Genomic DNA, 23,628 nt, shown 5'->3' on the forward strand with positions numbered 1-23,628 from the left:
ACGAGGAGTCAACGCAGCGTTAGCGTGGGACACGAGGGCCTCCTGTTTGGCGAAGTGAACCTTCAGCAGTTCCACTCCACCGCGGGAGGCCCTCCCACGTCATCCCCTCAGATCGAGGAATCACACTCCCTCAACCAACGTGCCCGGTCAGTACACCTAGCCGCGGCGGCCGGTTCCGGCGGCGACGCTGCGGAACACCGTAGTGGCCTCGCGCCCGGCCGCACTCAGCGTCCGGTCCGCCAGGCGTGCCAACAGGATCCGGCGGCTGGGAGAGTCCTTCAACGGCACCGCCACGATGTCGGGCCGGAGGGCACTGAGGGCCAGCTGGGGTGCGAGGGCGATCCCGATCCCGGCCGCGACCATCCCCTGGGTCTCCTGGTAGTCGTTCGCGGCGAAGGCGACGTCCGGCTCGAAACCCGCACGACGGCACACGCGCCGCAGCACGTCAGCCACCGGGTGCTCGTCCCGGACCACCCACTGCTCATCACGCAGCTGCTCCACCCTGACGACGTCGGCGCCTGCCAGCGGGTGGCTGCGCGGGAGGAGCAGGAGCGTCGGGTCCTTGCGCAGCGTGGTCGTCGAGAGCTCGGCGTCCTCGACGCGCTGCCACGGGTAGTCCCACAGCAGCGTCAGCTCGATGTCACGCCGCTTGAGCCTGTCGACGAGCCCGGCGCGCCGGGCACTGACCACCGTGACGGCCACCTCGGGGTGGCGGGCGCGGAAGGCCAGCACGACCTCGGGCATGAGCGAGGCGCCCACCGTCGGGAAGGTGCCCAGCCGCAGCTGGCCGCGACGCAGGTCGGCGAACTCCCCCATCTCGGCGCGGGCGGCGTCGATGGTCCGGTCGATGTCCTCGGCATACCGGAGAAGGGCTCGACCGGCCTCGGTCAGGACGGCGCCTCGCGGGTGACGTTCGAGCAGGGGCACGCCCATGTCGCGCTCGAGCTTGGTCACCTGCTGGGACACGGCCGACGTCGTGAAGGACAGCGCTGCCGCTGCCGCCGTCAGCGATCCGCAACGACCCACCTCGCGGAGGACGTGGAGTCGCCGCAGGTCCATCTCCGCCATGCACACGACTTTAGCAAAACCGCATACCGGTCCACTTTCCTGTGATTGTGCTGAAGTCGAAGGGTCGGGATGGTTGTCCGTGGACAGGGGTCACAGCGGCCCCCACGACGGACAGGAGAAGGACGTGCAGCTCCGGGGGCAGTGGTACCGAGGCGGCACCAGCAAGTGCTGGCTGTTCGACGCGGGTGACGTGGCCCGGCACGCGGCCACGCGTGATGACGTGCTGGCCCTCCTGGCCGACGCCTTCGGTGCGGCCGACTCCCGGCAGCTCGACGGCGTGGGTGGCGGGACGTCGACCACCTCGAAGGCAGCCGTCATCACGGCCACCCCCGACGGCCCGGCGGACCTCGAGTACCTCTTCGCCCAGGTCGGCATCGGGCAGGCCACCGTCGAGCTGGGCTCCAACTGCGGCAACTGCGCCACGGCCATCGCCCTGTTCGCGGTCCAGAACGGGATCGTCCCCGCCGGGGACGTCGCGACCCGGGTGACGATGCGGAACCTGAACACGGGAGCCGTCCTGAGCGGCACCGTCGCCACGCCCCGCCGGCGGGTTCCCACCTCCGGGCAGGCGCGCGTCCCCGGCAGCACCGCACCGGGTGTCCCGGTGCGGCTGTCCTTCCACGCGCCCTGGGGGCAGACGACCGGAGCGCTGCTGCCCACCGGGAGCGCGAGCGACCGCCTCCCGCTCGCCCGGGGCGCTGCGGTCGGGGTGACGATGGTCGATGCCGGCGCTCCGGCCGTCTTCGCGCAAGCGAGCGACCTCGGCGTCGACCTGTCCTCCATGACGGCGCCGCTCGACGACCGGATGCCCGGGCTCCTGGAGCTGCGGGCCGCGGCCGGTCTCGCGATGGGGCTGCGCGCCCCCGACGACCCGCCGCAGCACGCGATCCCGAAGGTCGGGCTGGTCGCTCCCCCAGCCCCGTACACGGCAGCCGACGGGTCGCACGTCGCGGCCGACACCCACGACCTGCGGGTGCGGATGCTCTCGATGTTCGCCCCCCACCCCGCGATCGGCCTGACCTCGGCCGTCGCGGTCTCCACCGCGGCCACCATCCCCGGCTCGCTCGTCGCCCGCAGCCTGCGTCCCTCCCCCGATGCGGAGGGAACGCGCCGGCTTCGCATCGGCACCCCTGCGGGCGTGGTCACGACCGAGGTCGTGACCGACGCGGACGGCGCCGTCGTCGAGGTCGTCCTCGACCGCGCCGCTCGACAGCTCGCAGTCGCCCAGATCGAGGTCGCACGGACCGTGGCTTAGGCGACACCACCTACCCTCAGATGCGCCTCTCGTCACCGGGGGGCCGACCCAGGAAGTTGTTCAATGAAGATCAAACCAATCCTCGGGCACCTCTACGTCCAGGTCCTGCTCGGTGTGGCGCTGGGCATCCTCGTCGGGGCCCTGTGGCCCGACCTCGGTGCCGGCCTCAAGCCCCTCGGCGACGCCTTCGTGAAGCTGGTGAAGTTCATGATCGCCCCGATCGTGTTCTGCACCATCGTCAGCGGCATCACCTCGATGACCGACGTCAAGAAGGTCGGCCCCACGCTCCTGCGGGCCCTTGGGCTCTTCTACGCGCTCACCGCGCTCGCCCTCGCGCTCGGCCTGGGGGCGGTGCTGCTCCTCCACCCGGGCACGGGAATGCACGTCGACCCGGCCCACCTCGACGGCAGCGTGGCGGCCAAGGTCAGCGGTGAGCTGAAGGACAGCACGCCGGTCGAGTTCCTGCTCGGACTGATCCCGACGACGTTCGTCGGTGCCTTCGCCGACGGGCAGGTCCTGCCCGTCCTCCTTCTCGCCCTGCTGTGCGGCTTCGCCTTCACCAGGCTGGGGCCGACGGGACAGCTCGCCCTCGACGTGGTGAACAGCTTCAACCGTCTCTTCTTCGTCGTCTTCGGCTTCCTGATGCGGTTCGCGCCGATCGGCGCCTTCGGCGCCATGGCCTTCACCGTCGGCAAGTACGGCGCCCACTCCATCGGCAACCTGGGCCTGCTGATCCTCGCCTTCTACCTGGCGTGCGTCGTCTTCGTCGTCGTCGGCCTGGGCATCGTGGCGAGGGCCAGCGGGGTCAGCCTCTGGCAGGTCCTGAAGTACTTCCGCGACGAGATCCTCATCGTGCTCGCGACCTCCTCGAGCGAGCCGGTGCTGCCGCGCCTGCTGTCCAAGCTCGAACGGCTCGGGTGCGACCGCGGCGTGGTCGGGCTCGTCGTGCCGACCGGCTACTCCTTCAACCTGACCGGCACCGCCGTCTACCTGACCCTGGCCTCGATGTTCATCGCCCAGGCCTGTGACATCCACCTGGGCTGGGGCGAGATCGCGCTCATGCTGGGCATGATGCTGCTCACGTCGAAGGGTGCGGCGGGCGTCACCGGCAGCGGCTTCGTCGCCCTCGTGGCGACCCTGTCCGTGATGCCGCACGTGCCGGTGGCCGGTGTCGCCCTGATCGTGGGGATCGACCGCTTCATGAGCGAGGCGCGCGCCCTCACGAGCACGGTCTGCAACGTCGTCTGCTGCATCGCCGTCGCACGGTGGCAGAAGGCCCTGGACGTCGAGGTGCTGCGGGCCGAGCCGCACTCCGGCTTCGTCCCCTCACCCGCGGAGCGGCGGGCTCTCGCGGCGGCTGTCCCCAGCCACTGACGCGGAGCCGCAGCACCTGCAGAAGGCCCGACCTGCAACCCACGAGCCCGCCTGCCACCCCGACGTGGGGTGGCAGGCGGGCGCCGGTGCGGCCCCTACGGACTGGCCGGGTGAACCTCGTTCAGACGAGCGAGGCGCACTGCCCGATCGCGTTGCGGCCCACGACGTTGACGCTGCCGGGGACGAACCCGCCGGACACACCCGGCGTGAGCCCCATGCAGGTCAGGTTCTTGCCGTGGTGTTGTTCTTGATCGACCACGGGATCTCCGAGCCGCCACCCGTGAAGGTGCCGTTGACCGTCGCGCCGTTGAGGAGGAAGGCGAGCGCGTCGGTGGCGGCGACGTTGCCCTGGACCGTGATGGTCGAGTGGCCCTCGGGCTCGACCATGCACTCGTGGGCGGAGTTGCCCGTGTACGACGGCGGCTGGCAGCCGAGTCCGACGAGCGATCCCTCGGCGGCGGTGACGTGTATGCCGTGGCGGCGCCCGAACCCGCGGCCATGGCCGGGCTTCCCGTCAGCCCGAGGCAAGGGTGATCGTTGGTCACCCCCGCACCCCGGGCACACGGCATACCGGGGCCCACCAGTCGGACCGGGTGCGCCGGGTCACACCACCACCGTGGGAGGATCATCGTCCTGTGACACACGAACCGGGCCACGCCCCGCGACGAGGCGCAGGACTCGCGCTGGCCGCCCTGGGCGTCGTCTTCGGCGACATCGGCACCAGCCCGCTGTACGCCCTGCAGACGGTCTTCTCGATCGACCACAACATGGTGAAGACCTCACCGGGTGACGTCTACGGCGTGATCTCCCTCGTGTTCTGGGCGATCACCCTGGTCGTGTCGGTGAAGTACGTGTACTTCATCCTGCGCGCTGACAACGACGGTGAGGGCGGCGTCATGGCCCTCGCGGCCCTGGCCAGGCGGTCGGTGCGCCCCGGCGGCAGGCGGTTCACGCTCGTCATGCTGCTCGGCGTGCTCGGGGCGTCGCTGTTCTACGGCGACAGCGTCATCACGCCCGCCATCTCGGTGATGTCGGCGATCGAGGGCCTCTCGGTGCCGGCGCCCCAGCTCGGCCACCTCGTCGTCCCGATCGGCGCGGCGATCATCGCCCTGCTGTTCGGGGTGCAGCGGTACGGCACCCAGCTCGTCGGACGCTTCTTCGGCCCGGTGATGGTGCTGTGGTTCCTCGTGCTCGGGGTCCTCGGCGCGGCGCAGGTCGTGCAGGACCCGGCGATCCTCGGCGGGCTCTCACCGCACCACGCCGTCCTGTTCGTCGTCGACCACCCCTTCATCGCGTTCGTCGCCATGGGCGCGGTGGTCCTGTCGATCACCGGTGCGGAGGCGCTGTACGCGGACATGGGCCACTTCGGGCGGGGTCCGATCAGCCGGGCGTGGTTCGTCGTGGTGTTCCCCGCACTGACGCTGAACTACCTCGGTCAGGGCGCCATGATCCTGCAGCACCCGGACACCGCGGCCAACCCGTTCTTCCACCTCGCCCCGGACGCCCTCGGGGTCCCGCTCGTCGTCCTGGCGACCGCCGCGACGGTCATCGCGTCGCAGGCCGTCATCTCCGGTGCCTTCTCGGTGTCGCGGCAGGCGGAGCGGCTCGGCTACCTGCCGCGGCTCACCGTGCGCCACACGTCCCGGCAGGAGCACGGCCAGATCTACGTGCCTGCGGTCAACTGGACCCTGTTCGTCGGTGTCATGCTGCTCCTGGTCACGTTCCAGTCCTCCCAGCGGCTCGCCACGGCGTACGGCCTCGCGGTGACCGGCACCTTCCTCATCACGACCACCCTGTTCCTCATCCTGGCCGAGTCGGCCTGGGGCTGGAGCCGGGTGCAGCTGGCCCTGCTGGCAGTGCCCCTGCTCGTCCTCGAGCTGACGTTCTTCGGGGCAAACCTGACCAAGGTGCTGCACGGCGGCTGGCTCCCCCTGCTCATCGCGGTACTGGTCGCGACCGTCATGCTGACCTGGCAGCGAGGGCGCACCCTCGTCACCGACCGCCGCTCCGGCATGGAGGGCCCGCTCGAGCCGTTCATCGACTGGCTGCAGGACGACCCGGTCGGCAAGGTGCCGGGCACGGCGGTCTTCCTGCACCCCGACAAGACGTCGACACCACTGGCGCTGCGCGAGAACGCGACGTTCAACCACGTGATCCACGAGACGGTCCTCATCGTCAGCACCACGTCGGAGAACATCCCTGTGGTGGCCGACTCCGACCGCGTGGAGGTCGACGACCTCGGTGACCCCTACGACGCGATCACGCACCTCACGCTGCGGTTCGGGTTCCAGGAGGACCAGGACGTCCCGAAGGCCCTGAGGCTGGCCCGAGACCGCGGCCTGGTCGAGGTCGACCCCGACGACGCGTACTACTTCCTGTCCCGCATCGCCCTCCAGCGCGGTCCGGGCACCGAGCTGCCCGCGTGGCGCAAGCGGCTCTTCCTGGCCCTGGCGCACAACGCGGCGTCCCCGGTCGAGTACTTCCGGCTGCCGGCCGACCGGACGGTCGCGATGGGTGCCACCGTGGTCTTCTGACCCGCACCGGGGCCATGTCGTTGCAGTGCCCCCGCTGTGGGAACTCGGCGGGGGCACTGCGCGACCCGGAGGTCGCACCGCCGGGGTCCCGAGGGAACTCCTGGCGCGGTGGCGGGCCGATGACGGGGGTGCACGCCCGACTACCTCTTCGAGGCTACTCCTGATCTGCACGTGCAGGCCGGAAGGGACGAAACCTTTACTTTCGGCCATGGGGGCGCACAGCGGCGATTCCGCCCTCAGCCGGACGCCCGTCGACCCGCCTGTGCCGCGAGCGTGGGAGCCGCCGTCACCGGGTCGCACGCGGTGACCCGGTACAGCGTCAGCCGTCCGCCCGTCGCGACGGGCTCGAAACCCGGCGCCCCTGCCACGCGCAGGCCCGGGTACGCGTCCTGCCGGGGGTCGTCCGGCCAGAAGGTGCTGGGGCCGTCGAGGACGTAGCCGACGTGCAGCCGTCGCACGGCCGCGCAGACCCCGGGGTCGGTGGCGGCCTCGTCGAGGCGGGCCGCCACCAGCTCGCGGTCGCTCCCCCACCCGCCGCTGAGGTGCGGGAACACCGCGTCCCTCCCACCGAGCGGCCCCGACAGGGACGCGCCGGTCCACGGGCTGCCCGCCACCGACTCACCCGGCGGCACGATCCGCCCGAGGCTCCGCAGGAGCGCCTGCTCCGGCGCCCCCGCGAGGGCACCACCGGCGTACCAGGTCGCGAGCACCCGCGCGTTGGCACCGGCATACCCGCCGCCGCCCACGAGCAGGACCAGCAGGGTGAGCGTCGCCACGGCGGGCCCCGGTCTGCGCAGACTCGCGACGAACGCGGGACACCGCCACGCCCTCGAGGCGCCCGCCACGACGACTGCGAGCCGCCACGACCCCAGGGCCGCCAGCGGCACCGCGGTCACGCCGAGCAGCGCAGCGAGGCGGAACGGGTCGTCGTACCAGGGACCGGACAGCGCGCGGGCCACCGGTCCGTCGCTGCCCGCGACGAGGACGTATGCCGCGCCGGCCACGAGGTGCGTCACGGCGAGCCAGTGGTGGCGGGGGGTGCGCGCGGCGACCCCGAGGCCCACCAGCACGAGGACGGCGAGCACCCACGGGACGGGCGCTCGCATCGGCGCCGCCGCGAACCACTCGCCGGCCGCCTGCGCCACCGTCTGCCTCGACGGCCACGACGTGCCGCGCGTGGTGGCGAAGAGCGGGGACCGGGCGACGAGCCACAGCTCGACGAGCCCGACCACCAGCCCCGCCGTCACCACGGTCGTCACGCGGCGGCGGCGGCGTGGGTGCCGGGCGCCCGCCCACCGGCCCGCCTCGGTTGCCACCAGGGCCGTCACGAGCAGCAGGGCGCTCACCACCACGTTCGGGTGGGCCAGCGCGAGGCCGGGCAGGACGGCGACCGCGACCGCGAGAGCCGAGGGCCAGGCGACACCGTCGCGCCGGGCCAGCGACACGGCGACTCCCAGGACGGCCGGCAGGAGCGCGGTCCCGAGCGCGTTCGGCCACAGCGTGCCGTACGACAGCAGGAGGTAGGGCGCCGCGGAGAAGCCGGTCGACACGGCGGCGGCCGCGAAGAGCACGGCCGGCCTCGGGCCGAACGCGGCCCTGGCCAGCAGGAGGGAGCTCAGTGGCCACACGATGGCGACGACGGCGAGCGACACCGCGCTGGCCGCCACCGTGACCGGCGCACCCGACAGCTGGACCACGAGCGCGGCCACGTCGTGCCAGGCCGCCGGGTAGAAGGCGTGCGTGCGTCCCGGCGAGGCGACCACGCCGAGGGTGAGCGCGGACCCGTCACCCGTGCGCACGACGTGCCAGACCGCGGAGAGGTGGAACACCGCGTCGTAGGTCTGCGGGAACGACGCCGGGTCGGGTATGCCGCGGCGCACGGCGAGCGTGCCGCAGCCGGCTGCCACGACGCAGCCGGCCAGGCCGGCGGCCAGGACGCGGGGACGGTCCGGTGCGCGGGTGGCAACGGCGCGCCGTGCTGCGCGCAGGGCCGCGGACCGTGCCGAAGCCCGGGCCACGGGCCGTGCCGCGCTCGGGCTTGGACTGCGGTCGAGCAGCACCACCACGCAAGCACCGACGAGCCCGGCCACCACCGTGGACAGCAGCACGGGGACCGCCCCGAACGGGACGCCCACGAGCTGGGCCAGCACCCCGGTCACCGACACCACCGTCACCGACAGCGGGGCGGCGAGCCCGGCGAGCAGGGTGCCGCGCAGCCGCAGGCACCACCCGAGCAGGAGACCTGGCAGCAACAGCGCCAGTGCCGCGGTGGCGACCGCCGGCACCGCCCCGACCCAGCTCACGCTGCGCCCGCCGGCCGCACGGTGCCGCCGCTCACCCCGCCGCCCGGAGGCGGCCCACGGACTCGCCCACCGGCCCGTCCGCCACGACCCGACCGTGCTCGAGCACCACACCACGGGTGCACAGTCTCTCGACCAGGGGCAGGTCGTGGCTGACGACGACGAGCGTGCGCCCCTCGGCGGCGAGCTCGCCGATCCGCTGCAGGCACTTGGCCCGGAACGGCTCGTCGCCCACGGCCAGGATCTCGTCGACCAGGAAGACGTCGGGTTCGGTGTGGACCGCCACGGCGAAGGCGAGCCGCAGGAACATGCCCGAGGAGTAGAAGCGCACCTGCGTGTCGAGGAACGGCCCGATGTCGGCGAACTCGACGATGTCGTCGAACCGCGCCTCGATGAGCGACCGCTCCACCCCGAGGATCGAGGCGTTGAGGTGGACGTTCTCCCGGCCGGTCAGGTCGGGGTGGAAGCCGGCCCCGACCTCGAGCAGGCCGGCGAGCCGGCCGCGGACCCGGACCTCGCCGGTGTCGGCCGCCATCACGCCCGCGATGAGCTTGAGCAGCGTGGACTTGCCCGACCCGTTGCGGCCGAGCAGGGCCACGCACTCGCCCTCGTCGATGCGCAGGTCGAGCGGGTGCAGGGCCTGGAACTCGTCGGTGCGGCTGCGTCCCTGCACCGCCCAGACGAGGCTCTCCTTGAGCGAGTGGGTGTGCCGGAGCCGGAACTGCTTGGAGGCGCCGTCGACCTCGATCGCGCTGCGGGGACGCACGTCAGAGCTCCTGGGCGAAGCGGCCCGAGAGCCGGCGGAAGACGGCCTGGCCCACGAGGAGCAACAGGGAGGCGATCGCGATGGCCACGACCGTGCGCGCCACGAGCCCGTCCGGGCCGGCGGCGGCGTTGGCCGGGGACGCGTGCGACCACGTGCCGCGGTGCACCAGCTCGACGGCGACGGTGAGAGGGTTCGCCTGGTATGCCGCGAACCACACCGAGCCGTGGCCGAGGAGGTCGGCGACCCGCTGCCACGGGTAGAGGACGGGACTGGTCCACACGAGCACCATGAGGACGAGGTCGACCAGGTTCTCGACGTCGCGGAAGAGCACGTTGACGGCGCCGAGCAGCAGGCCGAGGCCGAGGGCGAGCAGCCCCGTGAGCAGCAGCCCCACGACCAGCGCCAGCAGGCCGACGGGGTCGGGGCGCCACCCCGCGACGAGCGCGCCCGTGAGGAGGACCAGCAGCTGCGGCCCGAGGTGCACGGCGCTGACGCACAGGCTCGCCACCGGGAACAGCTCACGCGGCAGGAAGATCTTGCGGACCAGGTCGGCGTTCGTCACGACCGAGCGGGTGGCGTTGCCGACTGCCTCGCTGAACGCTGTGACGACCACGAGTCCACCGAAGAGATAGACGGCGTAGTCGCCGATCGCGTTCTGCCGCAACACCATCCCGAGGCCGACGAAGTAGACGCCGAACTGCGCGGCAGGCTTGACGTAGGACCAGCCGAGCCCGAGCACCGAGGCGCGGTAGCGGACCCGCAGCTCCTTGCGGACGAGCAGCGTGAGCAGGTAGCGCCGTCGGCCCACCTCACGCAGGCCGCCCCCGCGCCCTTGGACGACGAGGGGCGCCGGGTCGATCGCGGTGACGCTCACGGCGCCTGCTCCGTGGTGTCGGCGACCGGCAGGTCCAGTGCCTTGCGCCAGGCGTCGACGCCCACGAGGTCGGGCAGGGCGGCGCGGTACTCCTGCGCGAGGCGGGGCCACTCGCGCAGCAGCTGCTCGTGCACGGCGACCGCCCGCCGGGTCGCGTCGACAGCCGCCGCACGGTCGCGGCGGTGCCACGACGCACCGGTGCCGTCGGTGGTCGAGACCAGCGCGGAGTCCAGCCGGAACAGTGTCCACCAGCCGGCGTCCACCGCCGCCACCTCGCGCTCCGGGGCGGTCGAGGCGGTGGCCGCCACCGGTCGCAGCTGGCGCGCGAGGCCCAGGGCGGCAGAGGCGAGCACCTGCGCCCGCGTCCTCGGCTTGGCGGTGACCACGTCCCGCTTGCGCGGGCGGCCGGGACGAACCGGCGGCAGGTCCCCGCGCTCGACGGACACCCGGGCGTCGACGAACTGGCCCCGCAGCGCCCGGACGCGCGGCAGCGTCGTCGTGAGTGACCCCACCAGGTGCTCGGGCCCGGAGAGCACGTCGAGCAGGGCCTGGTGGCGCAGCGCGGCGGCGGAGTACTGCATGGCCATGAGGTGCTTGAGCTGGATGGCCAGGCTTTCGCGCACCATGCGGCCACCGCGATCGTACGGCGAGTGCAGCAGCGCGGCGACGAACCGGTTCCGGGCGTGGAAGTACGCCTGCCAGTCGACGCTGTCGTCCTTGTCGGTCCACGGGACGTGCCACACCGCCGCCCCGGGCAGCGAGACCGTCGGGAAGCCGGCGGCCCCTGCACGCAGGCCGAACTCGGCGTCGTCCCACTTGATGAAGACCGGCAGCGACAGCCCCACCTCCCGCAGCACGGCGACGGGGAGCAGGCACATCCACCAGCCGTTGTAGTCGGCACCCACCCGCCGGTGCAGCCAGGGCGTGGAGCGCAGGTTGGAGTGGGCCAGGTCGTGGTCGTGCTCGGTCGCGGCCGCAGGGGTCCACCGGAACTGCCACGGCACCACGCGCTCGGCGAACGCGTGCAGCACCGACCTGCGGTGCATCGAGAACATGTGCCCGCCCACCACGGTCGGGGTGGTCGTCCAGCCGGCGAAGACGACGGCCCGCCGGATCCCCTCGGGCTCGCAGACCACGTCGTCGTCGAGCAGCAGGACGTGGTCGCTGTGCCCGGCGTCCAGGGTCTCGAGCATCGACCGCGAGAACCCTCCGGAGCCGCCCACGTTCGGCTGCTCCAACACCCGCAGCCGCTCCCCCAGCCCGGCCGCGGCCGCGGCATACCCGTCGTCGGCCCGGACCCGGTCGGTCCCCTGGTCGACCACGAGCACCTCGTCGAGCACGTCGTCGAGCTCTCCGTCCCCGAGCTGCCGGAGCAGCGCGGTGCAGTATGCCGGCCGGTTGAAGGTGGTGATCCCGACCGTCGCCGTGCCGGGGTGCGGCGCAGCTTCCTCGGCGAGCCAGTCGGCCTCGTCGAGGACGAGCTCGGAGCTGCCCGCCACGAGGTCGAACCAGTACCAGCCACCGTCGCCGAACGCGTCGAGCGGCAGGGGGACGCGGACCTCTGCCGTCCCGTCGAGCCGCTCGGCCGCGACACGGGCCACGGCACCGACGGCCGACGAGCGGTAGACCAGCAGCGTGCCGGTACCGGTGGCGCGGACCCGCAGCACCACCGAGCGCAGCTCGGTCCAGCGCCGCCAGTACGACGCCGGGAAGGCGTTGAAGTAGGTCGCGAAGGACGCGCGCCGGCCGTGCCCGACCCGGTAGCCCCGACGCCCCACCACCTGGTCCGGGTTCTGGTCGTACGGCACGGGCAGGACGGTGCCCTCCTCGTCGTCGAGGACGGTCGGCACCTGCTGGCCGTCGACGTAGAGCGGCAGGACGTCGAGGTCGCCGTCGGTCGGCAGCACGACCCGGGCGAGCACGGATCCCCCGGTGGCCGGCGAGGTCACACGACCACCTCCGACAGGCGCCGGCCGGCCGCGGGAACGGTCGCCACCAGGTCGTCGAGGTCGTCGACCGTCCTTAGGGCGGAGGCGATCGCCATGTGCATGTCGAGGTACTGGTAGGAGCCGAGCCGGCCGCCGAAGACGACGCCCTGGCTGCGCTCCTGCGCCACCAGCTCCCGGTAGGCCAGGAGCCGCCGGCGGTCCTCGGGCGTGTTCACCGGGTAGTACGGCTCGTCACCCGGCCCGGCGAACCGCGAGTACTCCCGCACCACCACCGTCCTGTCCGTCGGGTGGTCCCGCTCGGGATGGAAGTGCCGGAACTCGAGGATGCGCGTGAAGTCGACGTCGTCGTCTGCGTAGTTGACGACCGGCGCCCCCTGGAAGTCGCCCACGGGCAGCACCTCGCGCTCGAAGTCCAGGGTGCGCCAGCCGAGGGCCCCGTGCGCGTCCCCGAAGTAGCGGTCCAGCGGACCGGTGTAGACCACCGGCACGTTCCCCCGCACCGCGTCCCGGGACAGGGCGTGGCCCTCGGCGAGGAAGTCCGTCTCGAGGTGCACCGAGATCCGCGGGTGGTCCGCCATGCGGGTCAGCCACGCGGCATACCCGTCGACGGGCAGGCCCTCGAAGCGGTCGTCGAAGTAGCGGTTGTCGTACGTGTAGCGCACCGGCAGGCGGCTGATGACCTCCGCGGGCAGCTCGGTGGGGTCGGTCTGCCACTGCTTGGCGGTGTACCCGCGGACGAAGGCCTCGTAGAGCGGGCGGCCGATGAGCGAGACCGCCTTCTCCTCGAGGTTCGCCGGCTCGCCGGTCACCTCGGCGGCCTGGCGGGCGACGAGCTCGCGCGCCGCCTGCGGGCCGAGGTTCGCGCGGAAGAACTGGTTCACCGTGCCCAGGTTGATGGGCAGCGGGAACACCTCGCCGCGGTGCACCGTCCAGACCCGGTGCCGGTATGCCGTGAAGGCCGTGAAGCGGTTGACGTACTCCCACACGCGCTCGTTGGAGGTGTGGAACAGGTGCGCGCCGTACCGGTGCACCTCGATGCCCGTGTCGGGGTCGCGCTCGCTCCAGGCGTTCCCGCCCACGTGGTCCCGGCGCTCGACGACCGCCACGTCCAGCCCGCGCTGCGCGGCCTGCTCGGCGACCGTGAGGCCGAAGAGCCCGGACCCCACGACGACCAGGTCGGCCCTCATGCGACCTCCCCCCGGGGACCCGCGGGTGCCGACGGCAGGGCGGGCGGCAGGGCCGACGGCAGGGCGGGCGGCAGGGCGGGCGGCAGGGTGGCCGCGAGCGGGCCGTCGGTGGTGAACCGTCGGCGGTACAGGCTCCTGCGCAGTGCCACGGGCACGACCCGGTAGCCGCCGCGCACGGCGAGGTTGCGGGCGGCCTGCCCCCGGGTGGTGAAGCCCTCGGCCCGCAGCCGGCGCTGCAGCCCGACCTCCGAGCGGAGCAGCCGCCAGCCGCCGCGGCGCTCGTACGACCCGGCGTCGACCCGGTAGAGCACGAGCGGCTCCTCGATGTTGGCGACCACCGCGCCGGAGTCGATCATCCGGGTGAACAGCCAGTAGTCCTCGAGCAGCGGCAGCTCGCGGTACCCGCCGGCCTGCAGCACGGCGGAGCGCCGGTAGACGACGGTGGGGTGGTTGAACGGGCTGCGCAGCCGCGCCTGCTCGGCGATGTCGGCCGGCGCGAGCGGCGGGATCCGCAGGGTGCGGGTCGAGGTGCCGTCGGCGTCCTCGCCGAACTCGACGAGCGAGGACCCGACGAGGTCGACGCCCGACTCGACGAGCGGCACCTGCGTGGCGAAGCGGTGCGGCAGGCTGATGTCGTCGGCGTCCATCCGCGCGACCACCTCGTGGCTGCAGGCAGACAGGCCGCACTGCAGCGCCTGGGCGAGGCCGACGTTGTGCGTCAGGCGCAGCCGCCGGACCGGCACCGGGCTGGCCGACTCGAGGCGCTCGAGGGCGGAGGCGAGGTCGGCCGTGATCTGGCCGTCCTGGACCACGACGACCTCCGAGGGCCGGAGGGTCTGCTCCGTCACCGTGCTCTGGAACGCCCGGATGAGGTGGTCGGCCCGGTCGCCGCGGTAGACCGGCAGCAGCAGGGAGAAGGGGGTGCTCACGGCGCCGAAGGTAGGGAGCGCAGCCGACGCCCCGGTGAACAACTCGTGGCCCGCAGTGAGCCCGCCCGCCACAACTTGTGGCCGGTCCGGGAACGGACGCGTGCGGTGCACCGTGCGTTCACCGCACGGGCCCCCGACGCTCGCCCGGGCTGCCTAGCGTCGGGCCGGTGCCGCACCTGCCCCTCACCGCCTCCGTCCACGGACCCGCCACCGCCGTCTCGGCCTCGGCCGACCCCACGCGGCTCGTGTGCGTCGTCGTGACGCGGGACCGCGCTCCCCTGCTGCGCCGGTGCCTGCGCGCCGTGGCCGCCCAGACCCGCCGGCCCGACCACGTCGTCGTCGTCGACAACGGCGCCCACCCCGACACCGAGCGGGTCGTGGCCGAGTGCGGGCTGCCGCACACCTACCTGCCCTCACGGGCCAACCTCGGAGGCGCAGGCGGTTTCGCGTACGGGGTGCTCACCGCACGCGCCCTGGGCGCCGACTGGGTGTGGCTCGCCGACGACGACGGCATGCCCGGGTCGCCGTGGACCCTCGGTCGGCTGCTCGCCTGCGCCGCCGACCACGACCTCGACGTCGTCTCGCCGCTCGTGGTCGACGAGGAGGACCCCGACCGGCTCGCCTTCCCCCTGCGCCGCGGCCTGCGGTGGGTGCGCCGGGCCGCCGAGCTCGGCCCTGACGTCCTCGTGCCGGACGTGGCCAACCTGTTCAACGGGGCACTCTTCTCCGCCCGGGCCCTCGACGTCGTCGGGGTGCCCGACTCGCGCCTGTTCGTCCGCGGGGACGAGGTCGAGATCCACCGCCGGCTGCGTCGCAGCGGCCTCGCGTTCGGCACGTGTGCCCCCGCCGCATACCACCACCCCCAGGGGCACGACGACTGGGCGCCCCTGTGGGGCGGTCGTGCCCACGTCCTGGTGCCCCGCGACCCGAGCCGCCGGGACCTCACCTTCCGCAACCTCGGCTACCTCACGAACCAGCCCGGGCTGCGCTGGCGACGAGGTCCCGACGCGCTCCGGTACGCCTGGTACTTCCTCGTCCAGCAGCGCGACCCGGCCGGCTTCGCGAACTGGCGCAGTCACCACCGCGCGGGCCGGCTCGAGCACTTCGGCTCCGCCCCGTCCCGACGCGTCGCGTAGGTCCGGTTTGCCCCGTTTCCGGGGGGCCGGGCAAGGACGGATCGTCCGGCAACGGGTAGGTTGCCCCGCATGACGGAGCCACTCGTCGTCCTCGAAGGCGTCAACAAGCACTTCGGCGACCTCCACGTCCTGCAGGACATCAACCTGTCCATCGGCAAGGGCGAGGTCGTCGTCGTCATCGGCCCCTCCGGCTCGGGGAAGTCCACCCTGTGCCGCACGATCAACCGGCTCGAGACATTCGAGACCGGCTCGATCACCATCGACGGCAAGCCCCTCCCCGAGGAGGGCAAGGAGCTCGCGCAGCTGCGGGCCGACGTCGGCATGGTCTTCCAGTCCTTCAACCTCTTCGCCCACAAGACGATCCTCGAGAACGTCACGCTCGGCCCGATCAAGGTGCGCAAGACACCGAAGAAGGACGCCGAGAAACGCGCGCTGGAGCTGCTCGAGCGCGTCGGGGTCGCCCACCAGGCGCAGAAGTACCCGGCCCAGCTCTCCGGCGGCCAGCAGCAGCGCGTGGCGATCGCCCGCAGCCTGGCCATGGAGCCCAAGGTCATGCTCTTCGACGAGCCGACCTCGGCCCTGGACCCCGAGATGATCAACGAGGTCCTCGACGTCATGGTCGGCCTCGCCCGGGACGGCATGACCATGGTCGTCGTCACCCACGAGATGGGCTTCGCCCGCAAGGCGGCCAACCGCGTCGTCTTCATGGCCGACGGCCAGATCGTCGAGGAGGCCGCGCCCGAGACGTTCTTCACGGCGCCGACCTCGGACCGCGCCAAGGACTTCCTCGGCAAGATCCTGACGCACTGAACCACCACAACAGGAGGAAACACATGAAGGTTCGCCAGATTGGCGCGGTTGCCGCCGCATCGGTGCTCGCGCTCGCGCTGGCCGCTTGCGGTGACAGCGCGAAGGACGGAGGCAGCGGCGGAGGCGGTGGTGGCGGCTTCAAGATCGGCATCAAGTTCGACCAGCCCGGCCTCGGCCTGAAGAAGGGCTCGGACTACACCGGCCTCGACGTCGACGTCGCCAAGTACGTCGCCAAGGAGCTCGGACACTCCGAGAAGGACATCACCTGGGTGCAGGCCCCGTCGGCCCAGCGCGAGACCCTCATCTCGACCGGCCAGGTCAACATGGTCGTCGCGACCTACTCGATCACCGACGCGCGCAAGGAGAAGGTCTCCTTCGCCGGGCCGTACTTCATCGCCGGGCAGGACCTGCTCGTGCGCGCCGACGACTCCTCGATCACCGGCCCGGACAGCCTCACCGGCAAGAAGCTCTGCTCGGTCACCGGCTCGACCTCGGCCCAGAAGGTCAAGGCCAAGTACCCGGGCGTGCAGCTGCAGGAGTTCGGCACGTACTCCGAGTGCGTCGCGGCGCTGGTCTCCAAGGGCGTCGACGCCCTCACGACCGACAACACGATCCTCGCCGGCTACGCCGCGCAGGACCAGTACAAGGGCAAGCTCAAGGTCGTCGGCAAGACCTTCTCCGAGGAGCGCTACGGCATCGGGATCAAGAAGGGCGACACCGCCACCTGCGAGAAGATCAACGCAGCGCTCAAGAAGATGATCGACTCCGGCGACTGGCAGAAGGCCGTCGACGACAACCTGGGCCCGGCCGGGTTCAAGGTCGACACCGCGCTCAACCCGCCGAAGCAGGACGCCTGCTCCTGACCGGCACCACCGCGCTGAGGATGTGCCGCCCGCTCCCCGGAGCGGGCGGCACACCGCGGCACGCGCTCGGCAACCCCACGGCAACGGAAGGCTGCACGCATGGGTGACATCCTCGCCACGTACGGCGACGACATCCTCAAGGCGTTCTGGGTGACCATCCAGCTCGCCGTCCTGTCCACGATCGGCTCCCTGGTCCTCGGCACGATCATCGCGGTCCTTCGGCTGTCCCCGGTGCGCATCCTGCGGCTGCTGGGCACGTGGTACGTCAACGTCTTCCGCAACATGCCGCTGACGCTGCTCATGGTGTTCAGCATCCTGGGCCTGACGTACATCCTGGGCATCCAGCTCGACGCGAACGTGGTCAAGACCAACGCCTTCCGCTGGGCCGTCGTGATGCTGTCGGTCTACCACGGCGCCTTCATCTGCGAGGCGCTGCGCTCGGGCGTCAACACCATCCCGGTCGGCCAGGCTGAGGCCGCGCGCTCCATCGGGCTGACCTTCGGCCAGAGCATGCGCGAGGTGCTGCTGCCCCAGGCGTTCCGCGGCTCGATCGCCCCCATCGGCTCGACGATCATCGCGCTGACCAAGAACACGACCGTGGCCGCAGTCATCGGTGTGGGTGAGGCGGCCAACCTCATGTCGGTCGTCATCGACAACAAGGGAAGTGGCCTCGAGGTGTTCCTGCCGTTCGCGATCGGCTTCGTCATCCTCACCCTCCCGGTGGGGCTCGCCTTCACGAACATGTCGCGTCGCCTGGCGGTGAAGCGATGAGCGCCCAGTCCGTCCTCTTCGACGCCCCCGGGCCCCGCGCCCGTCGCCGGCACGCGCTGCTGGCGGTCCTCGGCCTGGTCCTGCTGCTCGGTGGCCTCTACATCGCACTGCGCAAGATGGCCGCGGCCGACCAGCTCCAGGGCTTCATGTGGGAGCCGTTCGTCACCGACCGGGCGATCTGGCGCGACTACCTGCTGCCCGGCGTGCTGGGGACGCTGAAGGCTGCCGCCGTCTCGATCGTCCTCGCGGGACTGTTCGGCCTGCTGTTCGGCATCGGCCGGCTCTCCACCGTGGCGCCGGTCCGCTGGGTGTGCGGCGTCGTCGTCGAGTTCTTCCGCGCCGTGCCGGTGCTGATCATGATGATCTTCGCCTTCGGCGTCTACACGACCAGCGGCATCTTCGCGAACGACGTCAACCCGCTGGCCGCGGTCGTCACGGGCCTGACGCTGTACAACGGCTCGGTCATCGCCGAGCTGGTGCGCTCCGGCGTGTACTCACTGCCCAAGGGCCAGGGCGAGGCGGGACTGGCGATCGGCCTGACCCCCGGCCAGGTGCTGCGCTCGATCCAGCTCCCCCAGGCCCTCACGGCCATGCTCCCGGCCCTCATCGGCCAGTTCGTCACGGTGCTCAAGGACTCCGCGCTCGGCTACCAGATCACGTACGCCGAGCTGCTGTCGGCGGCGAAGATCACCGGCTCGAACTTCGCCAACACGGTCCCCGCCTACATCGTCGCGGCGATCATCTTCATCGTCATCAACTACTCGCTGTCCCGGCTGGCCGTCTCCGTCGAGCGCCGGCTGTCGCGCCGGGGCCGCACCACCCTGCACGCGGCGGGTCCGGCCGACGGCGAGGTCGACGAGGCAGCCGCTCCGGTACCGACGCGCTGAGGCGGGCGCCCCGGCGCCGTCCTCCCGGGGACGGTGCCGTGCCCCACACCGTCCTCCCGGGGACGGTGCCGCGCCCCGCACCGTCACGGCGGGACCCCGGGAGGCAGGGGACTTCCCGGGGCCCCGCCCTGACGGCGGGTGGCCAGCGGGCCTCAGCCGTCGCCGGCCTGGCCGCCTGAGCTGGTGCTCGACCCGTCGTGGTAACCGCCCGAGCCGCCGCCGTCCCCGTCGTCCTTGGTGTCGGTCGCACCGTCGCCGGTCGCGCTCGTCGAGTCGTCGGTCGCGCCCGCCTGCGAGCCGCCGCCCGTCCCGCTGTCGTCGTCCCGGCCGTCGTCGGACGTCGTCCGGGTGCCGGAAGGGCTGGGACTGCTGGACTCCTGGTCCTCCCCGTCCCTGTCCTGCGAGGTGGAACCGTCCCGGTCCCCGCCGTCCTGGCCCTCGGCGTCGTCGCTCCTCGTGCCACCCGGTCGGGCCGGGGCCACCGACTGCCGCACCGGCGGCCGGCTCGCGTCGCCCGTCGGGTCGTCGCTCGTCGGCACGGGCAGCGTCGTGGTCGTCGGGACGGGCAGGACCGCGGAGGGCGACGTCCCGGCACCGGTCCGCTGGTCCTCCGGGTGCGGTATGCCGGGGAGCCAGCCTGCCGTCAGCCGCGCCACCGCTCGCTGGGCCGGCGCGGGGAGCTGGTCCGCGGCAGCGGCAGCCCAGCCTGTGCCGAGGAGGGTGGCGACACCCAGGGCGGTCGCGCCCGCCACGGTCCGGGGAGCGAGGCGTCGCACGCGGGCCGGCGCGGGAGCGCCGAGCACGGCCGCCAGCCGGGCGTTGGGCGCGGGCGCCGGTCCCGTCCCGAGCTCGTGGACGCGCAGGAGGAACTCCTCGAGCGCGGCGTCGCCGGTGGGCTCCACGAGGTCCTCCTTCCTGCCTGTCACGTCTGCGTCATCGTCCGACCGGGTCATCCGGTTACCCCCTCGTCCCCCACGACGTCGCGCAGGGCCAGCAGCGCGCGCCGGTACAGCTGTTTCACGGCACCCTCCGAACGGCCCATCACCGTGGCCGTCGCGGCGACACCGAGGTCCGCGACGACGCGCAGCAGCACGACGTCCCGGTAGTCGCCCGGCAGGCCGGCCAGGACCGACTCGACCCGCGCGACGCCGTCGCGCCGCAGGGCGACCTCCTCCGCGGAGGGCGCGACCCGGTCGTCGCGCGCCTGCTCGTACGGAAGGGACGGCGCCCTCCTCGCGACGCGGCGGAGCTGGTCCACGAGGCGGGCGTGGGCCACGGAGAAGACCAGTGTCCGCAGGCCCTCCGCGCCGCCCACGACGGTGTCGAGACGGGTGAAGACGGCGAGGAACACCTCGCTCGTCGCATCCTCCGGCTCCGGCGCCCCGTGGCCGCGCAGGTAGCCGTGGACGGCAGGGGCGAGGTCCTCGTAGATCCGCCGCAGCGCCGCCTGGTCGCCCCGGGCGGCGGCCGCGAGGTCGTCGTCGGCCGACCCGTCGGAGCCGGACGCGGTCGTGCGGGGGCGGTGGGCCGCCGTGCGACCCACCGCCGTGCTCGACCCGCTAGCTGTGGTCACCACCGTCGGACTGGCCGTCGCCGCCCTCCTCGCCGTCGTGGTGGTCGCCCTGGTCGCCCGAGGTGGAGTCCTCGCCGGACTGGTCCTCACCCTGGTGGTCGGACTGGTCCTCACCCTGGTGGTCGGACGAGTCCTCACCCGACTGCGTCGGCTCGAGCGCCTCTGTCCTCGTGGGCTCCGGGCTCTCGGTCTCGGTGGGCTCGGGCGCCTCTGTCCTCGTCGGCTCCGGGCTCTCGGTCTCGGTGGGCTCGGGCGCCTGCGTCTCCGTGGGCTCCGGGCTCTCCGTCTCAGTGGGCTCGGGCGTCTCCGTCTCAGTGGGCTCCGGGCTCTCGGTCTCGGTCGGCTCGGGCGCCTGCGTGGTGCTCGCACCGGCGGGCGTCACGCTGACCTGCTGGTGGGAGAGGTGCGACGGCGAGGCCGTCGCTGCCGTCGCGGCTGCTCCGGCGACGCACACGGCGGCCACGGCCACCGCGGCATACACCCGGCGACGGCCGGCGAGAGTACGGGGAAGTGCGGGCATGGGGGGACCTTTCCTGCGGTGGCGTCCGTTTCGGACCGTTCACGAGCGGTCATCGTCAGCGGGCGGCACGAGGTTACGCGGCCGGGGCACAAAAGAAGAGGACCCACTCGGTGGTGGGTCCTCTGTCTGCTCCCCCGGTTGGACTCGAACCAACAACCCTTCGATTAACAGTCGAATGCTCTGCCAATTGAGCTACGGGGGAATGGCTTCGGCGGCATCCCGCCCTCAGCGCTGCGCAACCATAGCAAAGGATGCGCGCGGTTCTGAAAACGGGGCGGACCCCGTCCCGGTCAGCCCAGGCCGACCTGCTCACGGAGGTACGCGAGGGCCGCCTCGGCGGCCTGCGAGACCTCCTCGTCCGAGGCCGGGGTGCCCTTGCCGAGGAGCACCTGCTCGACGAGCGCGCCGGTCGCGAGCTCCTGGCGGATCACCGCCCGAGCCGTGCGCCGACGACCGAGGTCGACCCGGTGCGTGAGCACCACGCTGGCCTGGACGCGCTCCCTGACGGTCTCGGGCACCATCGACGTCACCCCCAGCGTCCACTGCGTGGGCCGCGCCCCGTCGACCCACGTCACCGTCAGCTGGCCGAGCTCGGACGACCAGGTGCCGGCGTCGACCTCGTGCCAGGGGCGGCGCAGGGCCACCCCAGCGGGCCGGCTGCCCCCGTCGCCGGCCGCCACGGCATACACGCGGTGGTTGGTGGCCACGACGGTGGTGCCGGTGCCCTCCTCCTCGCCCCACGACAGGACGCGCTCCCCCGCGCCGAGCTCGAGCGCGGAGCGGACGCCGGGGGCCAGCCGCGGCCGGCGTCGCAGCGACAGGGCCATCACGACGCCCTCTCGCGCAGCTGGGCCAGCTCGCGCTGGAGGTCCTGCAGCTCGGCGCTGAGCGCCCGCGCCCTGGCGGGGTCGCTGTGCGGGTCGGCCGCCATGCGGCGCATGGCGGACATGGCGTCGGCGATCTTGCGGGTCAGGGTGACCTCCTGGACGCGCACGAGCAGCGCGTCGACGTAGCGGCGTTCGGGCAGTCCGGTGGCCTTGTCCATCCGGGTGGGCAGCTCGGCGACGGCGAGCTCGGCGACGAGGCCGCGCACGGACAGCGGGGCGGCCTCGGTGACCCGGTCGGCCCACGCCTTCGCCGAGAGCCCGGGCTGGGGTCCGCCGGCGCCGCGGATGCCGTCGAAGACCGCACGGTGGGCTGGGGCGGTGAAGGCCGTCGGCTCGATGGCGTCGAGGTCGGCGGGCGAGAAGCTGCCGGGGTACTGCAGGACGGTCTGCAGCAGCTGGCGCTCGGCGAAGACGACCGGGTCGCGCAGGTCGGGCGGGGGCAGGGCCGCGCGCGCCTCCTGCTCCGAGGGCTCGGGGACGGCGTCCGCGTCCGGGAGGTTCGGCGCGGAGCCGGAGTCCTTCTGGGCGTCGCGGGCGGCGATGCGTCCGGCCCGGGCGACCTCGGCCTGCACCTGCTCGACCTCGACGCCGATCCACCCCGCCACGGTGCGGACGTACTCCGGGCGCATCGAGCTGTCGCGGATCGAGTTCACGATCGGCGCGGCCGCGCGCATGGCCTGCACCCGTCCCTCGGCCGTCGACATGTCGAACCGGGCGATGGTGGTGCGCACGGCGAACTCGAACATCGGCACGGCGTCGTCGACGAGGTGGCGCACGGCGTCGTCGCCCTGCGCGATCCGCAGCTCGCACGGGTCCATTCCGCCCTCGGCCACGGCGACGAACGACTGGGAGGCCCAGCGCTGGTCCTCGCCGAACGCCTTCATCGCGGCCTTCTGCCCGGCGGCGTCGCCGTCGAAGGTGAAGACCACCCGGGCCGGGGCGAGGTCCGCCTCGTCACGCATGATCCGCCGCAGCACCTTGATGTGGTCGACGCCGAACGCGGTGCCGCACGAGGCGACCGCGCCCTCGACACCGGACAGGTGGCACGCCATCACGTCGGTGTAGCCCTCGACCACGACGGCCTTGCGCTCGGCCGCGATGGCCTTCTTCGCCAGGTCGAGGCCGTAGAGCACGGTCGACTTCTTGTAGATAGGCGTCTCGGAGGTGTTGAGGTACTTCGCCGCGATCCGGTCGTCGTCGTAGAGCCGGCGTGCGCCGAAGCCGACGGTGTCGCCGGTGATGTCGCGGATCGGCCAGACCAGTCGCCCGCGGAACCGGTCGTAGATGCCGCGGCTGCCCCGCCCGGACAACCCGCCGAGGACGAGCTCCTCGTCGCTGAAGCCCTTGGCCCGCAGGTGGCGGCTCAGCTCCTCGCCGCCGCGAGGGGCGAACCCGACCCCGAACCGGCGCGCCGCGTCGCCACCGAAGCCGCGCTCGCGCAGGAAGTCGCGGCCGATGCGCGCCTCCTGCGACTCCAGCAGCCGCTCGAGGTAGAACTCCTGCGCCGCGCGGTGGGCCTCGACCAGCCGGGACCGGCGGCCCAGGCTCTCGCCGTCGCGCGGGCGCCCGCCCTCCTCGTAGTGCAGCTCGAGACCGAGCTTGCCCGCCAGCCGCTCGACGGACTCGGTGAAGGTGAGGTGCTCGACCTTCTGCACGAAGGAGATGACGTCACCGCCCTCGCCGCAGCCGAAGCAGTGCCACGCGCCGACGGCCGGGCGGATGGTGAAGGACGGCGTCTTCTCGTCGTGGAAGGGGCACAGCCCCTTCATCGAGCCGGGGCCGGCCGGGCGCAGCGTGACGTGCTCGCGCACGACGTCCTCGATCGACGAGCGCTCCTTCACGAGCGCGATGTCGTCGGTCTTGATCCGACCCGCCACTGGCCCTCCTGTTCGCCGCCGAGTCTAGGTGGTGGCCCCGGGGCGGGCGTGGGCAGTTCCACAGCACC

21 protein-coding genes and 1 tRNA gene are annotated in these 23,628 nt (G+C 72.7%); 8 read left to right on the forward strand and 14 right to left on the reverse strand.

Going from position 1 to position 23,628, the window contains the following annotated elements:
- Positions 1-156 precede the first annotated feature (156 nt).
- Entirely contained in the window at positions 157-1,068 is a 912-nt protein-coding gene (locus J2X64_RS00005) for a LysR family transcriptional regulator (protein ID WP_310147802.1), read from the reverse strand.
- A 124-nt stretch (positions 1,069-1,192) separates the two neighbouring features.
- Between J2X64_RS00005 and J2X64_RS00010 the strand changes: the two genes are divergently transcribed.
- Both J2X64_RS00010 and dctA read left to right on the forward strand, forming a co-directional pair.
- Positions 1,193-2,323 carry a PrpF domain-containing protein gene (locus J2X64_RS00010; RefSeq protein ID WP_310147804.1) on the forward strand — a complete coding sequence of 377 codons (1,131 nt, stop codon included), beginning with the start codon at positions 1,193-1,195 and terminating at the stop codon, positions 2,321-2,323.
- Positions 2,324-2,386: 63 nt separating this feature from the next.
- Positions 2,387-3,697: a C4-dicarboxylate transporter DctA gene (gene dctA / locus J2X64_RS00015; protein ID WP_310147807.1), complete on the forward strand. Its 1,311-nt coding sequence runs from the start codon at positions 2,387-2,389 to the stop codon at positions 3,695-3,697.
- A gap of 222 nt (positions 3,698-3,919) precedes the next feature.
- On the opposite strand, the gene J2X64_RS00020 is transcribed toward dctA, so the two are convergent.
- Complete coding sequence (locus J2X64_RS00020; RefSeq protein ID WP_310147810.1) at positions 3,920-4,225, reverse strand: hypothetical protein; 306 nt, start codon at positions 4,223-4,225, stop codon at positions 3,920-3,922.
- A 107-nt stretch (positions 4,226-4,332) separates the two neighbouring features.
- Between J2X64_RS00020 and J2X64_RS00025 the strand changes: the two genes are divergently transcribed.
- The gene (locus J2X64_RS00025) at positions 4,333-6,231 is read left to right on the forward strand and encodes a potassium transporter Kup (RefSeq protein ID WP_310147815.1); all 1,899 of its coding nucleotides are present in this window, start codon (positions 4,333-4,335) and stop codon (positions 6,229-6,231) included.
- 236 nt (positions 6,232-6,467) lie between these two features.
- On the opposite strand, the gene J2X64_RS00030 is transcribed toward J2X64_RS00025, so the two are convergent.
- The 6 genes from J2X64_RS00030 to J2X64_RS00055 are packed head-to-tail and all read right to left on the reverse strand — an operon-like array spanning position 6,468 to position 14,236.
- Positions 6,468-8,534: a DUF6541 family protein gene (locus J2X64_RS00030; protein ID WP_310147820.1), complete on the reverse strand. Its 2,067-nt coding sequence runs from the start codon at positions 8,532-8,534 to the stop codon at positions 6,468-6,470.
- Between the two features lie 31 nt (positions 8,535-8,565).
- Positions 8,566-9,297: an ABC transporter ATP-binding protein gene (locus J2X64_RS00035; protein WP_310147823.1), complete on the reverse strand. Its 732-nt coding sequence runs from the start codon at positions 9,295-9,297 to the stop codon at positions 8,566-8,568.
- A 1-nt stretch (position 9,298) separates the two neighbouring features.
- A complete protein-coding gene (locus tag J2X64_RS00040) occupies positions 9,299-10,171 on the reverse strand; it encodes an ABC transporter permease (protein WP_310147826.1) in 873 nt (290 codons plus the stop codon).
- Positions 10,168-12,120, reverse strand: coding sequence for a glycosyltransferase (locus tag J2X64_RS00045; RefSeq protein WP_310147828.1), 1,953 nt, complete (start codon positions 12,118-12,120; stop codon positions 10,168-10,170). Before J2X64_RS00045 ends, J2X64_RS00040 begins: the two co-directional genes overlap by 4 nt.
- A complete protein-coding gene (gene glf, locus J2X64_RS00050) occupies positions 12,117-13,307 on the reverse strand; it encodes a UDP-galactopyranose mutase (RefSeq protein WP_310147831.1) in 1,191 nt (396 codons plus the stop codon). Before glf ends, J2X64_RS00045 begins: the two co-directional genes overlap by 4 nt.
- Positions 13,304-14,236: a glycosyltransferase gene (locus tag J2X64_RS00055; RefSeq protein WP_310147834.1), complete on the reverse strand. Its 933-nt coding sequence runs from the start codon at positions 14,234-14,236 to the stop codon at positions 13,304-13,306. Before J2X64_RS00055 ends, glf begins: the two co-directional genes overlap by 4 nt.
- Positions 14,237-14,403: 167 nt before the next feature.
- On the opposite strand from J2X64_RS00055, the gene J2X64_RS00060 reads away from it, so the two are divergent.
- From J2X64_RS00060 to J2X64_RS00080, 5 genes are all read left to right on the forward strand, one after another.
- Complete coding sequence (locus J2X64_RS00060; protein WP_310147836.1) at positions 14,404-15,372, forward strand: glycosyltransferase family 2 protein; 969 nt, start codon at positions 14,404-14,406, stop codon at positions 15,370-15,372.
- Positions 15,373-15,441: 69 nt separating this feature from the next.
- Positions 15,442-16,182 (forward strand): amino acid ABC transporter ATP-binding protein, encoded by a 741-nt coding sequence (locus tag J2X64_RS00065; protein WP_310147839.1) that lies wholly within the window; start codon positions 15,442-15,444, stop codon positions 16,180-16,182.
- 23 nt (positions 16,183-16,205) lie between these two features.
- A complete protein-coding gene (locus tag J2X64_RS00070; RefSeq protein WP_310147842.1) occupies positions 16,206-17,045 on the forward strand; it encodes a glutamate ABC transporter substrate-binding protein in 840 nt (279 codons plus the stop codon).
- A 99-nt stretch (positions 17,046-17,144) separates the two neighbouring features.
- Positions 17,145-17,816, forward strand: coding sequence for an amino acid ABC transporter permease (locus J2X64_RS00075; protein WP_310147845.1), 672 nt, complete (start codon positions 17,145-17,147; stop codon positions 17,814-17,816).
- The gene (locus tag J2X64_RS00080) at positions 17,813-18,703 is read left to right on the forward strand and encodes an amino acid ABC transporter permease (protein ID WP_310147848.1); all 891 of its coding nucleotides are present in this window, start codon (positions 17,813-17,815) and stop codon (positions 18,701-18,703) included. Before J2X64_RS00075 ends, J2X64_RS00080 begins: the two co-directional genes overlap by 4 nt.
- 152 nt (positions 18,704-18,855) lie before the next feature.
- On the opposite strand, the gene J2X64_RS00085 is transcribed toward J2X64_RS00080, so the two are convergent.
- The 6 genes from J2X64_RS00085 to dnaG all read right to left on the reverse strand — a co-directional run bounded on the left by J2X64_RS00085 (position 18,856) and on the right by dnaG (position 23,560).
- On the reverse strand, positions 18,856-19,629 hold the full coding sequence (locus J2X64_RS00085) for a hypothetical protein (protein ID WP_310147850.1): 774 nt from the start codon (positions 19,627-19,629) through the stop codon (positions 18,856-18,858).
- 23 nt (positions 19,630-19,652) lie between these two features.
- On the reverse strand, positions 19,653-20,276 hold the full coding sequence (locus tag J2X64_RS00090; protein WP_310147853.1) for an RNA polymerase sigma factor: 624 nt from the start codon (positions 20,274-20,276) through the stop codon (positions 19,653-19,655).
- Positions 20,263-20,796, reverse strand: coding sequence for a hypothetical protein (locus J2X64_RS00095; RefSeq protein ID WP_310147856.1), 534 nt, complete (start codon positions 20,794-20,796; stop codon positions 20,263-20,265). Before J2X64_RS00095 ends, J2X64_RS00090 begins: the two co-directional genes overlap by 14 nt.
- Before the next feature lie 129 nt (positions 20,797-20,925).
- Positions 20,926-20,998: transfer RNA gene (locus J2X64_RS00100), tRNA-Asn, on the reverse strand.
- Positions 20,999-21,086: 88 nt separating this feature from the next.
- Complete coding sequence (locus J2X64_RS00105) at positions 21,087-21,623, reverse strand: hypothetical protein (RefSeq protein ID WP_310147859.1); 537 nt, start codon at positions 21,621-21,623, stop codon at positions 21,087-21,089.
- On the reverse strand, positions 21,623-23,560 hold the full coding sequence (gene dnaG, locus J2X64_RS00110; protein WP_310147862.1) for a DNA primase: 1,938 nt from the start codon (positions 23,558-23,560) through the stop codon (positions 21,623-21,625). Before dnaG ends, J2X64_RS00105 begins: the two co-directional genes overlap by 1 nt.
- Positions 23,561-23,628: the final 68 nt, after the last annotated feature.

The sequence above is a fragment of the Phycicoccus sp. 3266 genome, assembly GCF_031456495.1.
Taxonomy (GTDB): Bacteria; Actinomycetota; Actinomycetes; order Actinomycetales; family Dermatophilaceae; genus Pedococcus.

Bases quoted from the DNA above. Each gene is read 5' to 3' on its own strand.
- J2X64_RS00005 (WP_310147802.1), bottom strand. From the start codon at position 1,068: ATGGCGGAGATGGACCTGCGGCGACTCCACGTCCTCCGCGAGGTGGGT.
- dctA (WP_310147807.1), top strand. From the start codon at position 2,387: ATGAAGATCAAACCAATCCTCGGGCACCTCTACGTCCAGGTCCTGCTC.
- glf (WP_310147831.1), bottom strand. From the start codon at position 13,307: ATGAGGGCCGACCTGGTCGTCGTGGGGTCCGGGCTCTTCGGCCTCACG.
- J2X64_RS00065 (WP_310147839.1), top strand. From the start codon at position 15,442: ATGACGGAGCCACTCGTCGTCCTCGAAGGCGTCAACAAGCACTTCGGC.
- J2X64_RS00070 (WP_310147842.1), top strand. From the start codon at position 16,206: ATGAAGGTTCGCCAGATTGGCGCGGTTGCCGCCGCATCGGTGCTCGCG.
- J2X64_RS00075 (WP_310147845.1), top strand. From the start codon at position 17,145: ATGGGTGACATCCTCGCCACGTACGGCGACGACATCCTCAAGGCGTTC.
- J2X64_RS00080 (WP_310147848.1), top strand. From the start codon at position 17,813: ATGAGCGCCCAGTCCGTCCTCTTCGACGCCCCCGGGCCCCGCGCCCGT.
- J2X64_RS00095 (WP_310147856.1), bottom strand. From the start codon at position 20,796: ATGCCCGCACTTCCCCGTACTCTCGCCGGCCGTCGCCGGGTGTATGCC.
- J2X64_RS00105 (WP_310147859.1), bottom strand. From the start codon at position 21,623: ATGGCCCTGTCGCTGCGACGCCGGCCGCGGCTGGCCCCCGGCGTCCGC.